Source organism: Micromonospora sp. NPDC003776 (assembly GCF_053605645.1).
Genome location: NZ_JBSGJR010000947.1, coordinates 1 through 1,325, shown reverse-complemented (window position 1 = coordinate 1,325; position 1,325 = coordinate 1). Strand labels below are relative to the sequence as shown.

Genomic DNA, 1,325 nt, shown 5'->3' with positions numbered 1-1,325 from the left:
CGGGGATGCTCCTATGGATGTCAAGCGGTGTTCAGGGCGGCGAAGTCGGTGAGGAGAGCTGCGTGAACCTCGCGGACGACGTACCGCTTGAGGCATCGCATGATCTCTTTCTTGCTGAGGCCTTGCTTGGTGCGTTTCTCGACGTAGGCGCGGGTGCGGGGTTCGTGGCGCATGCGGCTGAGCACGATCGTGTGCAGGGCGTTGTTCGCGGCTCTGTCGCCGCCGCGGTTGAGGCGGTGGCGGTCGGTGCGTCCGCTGCTGGCGGGAATGGGCGCGGCGCCGCAGAGGTGGGCCAGGGCGGCCTCGGATCGCAGTCGGTCGGGGTTGTCGCCGGCGGTGGTCAGGAGTTGCCCGGCGACTTCGGGGCCGGCCCCGAACAGGCTGCTCAGCGTGGGGGCGGTCCGGGCGACGGTGGGGCGTAGCCGTCGATCGGCCAGAGTGATCTCCTCGGTGAGTGCGGTGATCCGGGTGGCGATCGCGGCGAGGGCGGCGTTCGTGGCGTGGATCGGGTCGGTGAGTGCGGACTCGTCGACGCTCAGGTCGACGCATCGTTGCACGAGCGCGGCCCCGGTGGCCCCGGCCAGGTGTTCCCGTGTCGCCTCGGGGGCCGAGGTGAGGAGGCCATGGAGCTGGTTCAGGGCGGCGGTGCGGGCCTTGACCGCTCCTCGGCGGGCAACGCGTAGGGCGCGGATCGCCTCAGCGGGGCCGGTGCGGGTCTTCGGGACACCAGCGGCTTGCTCGGACAGGGCCGCGCGGGCGGCGGCGAGGGCGTCGATCGGGTCGGACTTGCCCTTGCTTCGACGGGTTTTGCGGTCGGGGCGGTCGATCTCCACCACGGTGACGCCCGACGCGGTCAGGTGCCGCGCGAGGCCAGCGCCGTAGGCGCCGGTGCCCTCCACCCCGACCTTGACGACCCGGCCGAAAGCACGCAGCCAGGCCAGCAGCTGCTGATATCCGGCGGCGGTGGCGGCGAATTCATGGTCGCCGAGCACACGACCCGCCTGGTCGACCGCGGCGGCGTGGTGAGTCTTTCCGTGGGTGTCGACTCCACCCGTGACCTGGCGCTTCTTGGCTGTCATCCTGGAACCGTCGTCCCTTTCGCTTGCACCGACAGGGTCGGCACGCACTCGCCGGGACGGGCGGACAGGACAGTGATGGGGCCTCTTGCACAGGCTCCTATCAGGTCACGACGCCCCTGCCAGTGACGTGCAGGAACGGGGTCACCCGGAACCGGTCGACGAATCCCACAGCAGGACAGCATCGTCGGTCAGGCACTGAGTCAGACCAGACCGGGTGACCCCACCTACATCCTCACTGTCAGGCAC

The 1,325-nt window shown here is 70.0% G+C and carries 1 protein-coding gene; it reads right to left on the bottom strand.

The genetic code is table 11. From position 1 onward, the window contains the following. Positions 1-20 precede the first annotated feature (20 nt). On the bottom strand, positions 21-1,079 hold the full coding sequence (locus tag ACWEVO_RS36585) for an IS110 family transposase (protein ID WP_452311961.1): 1,059 nt from the start codon (positions 1,077-1,079) through the stop codon (positions 21-23). Positions 1,080-1,325 lie beyond the last annotated feature (246 nt).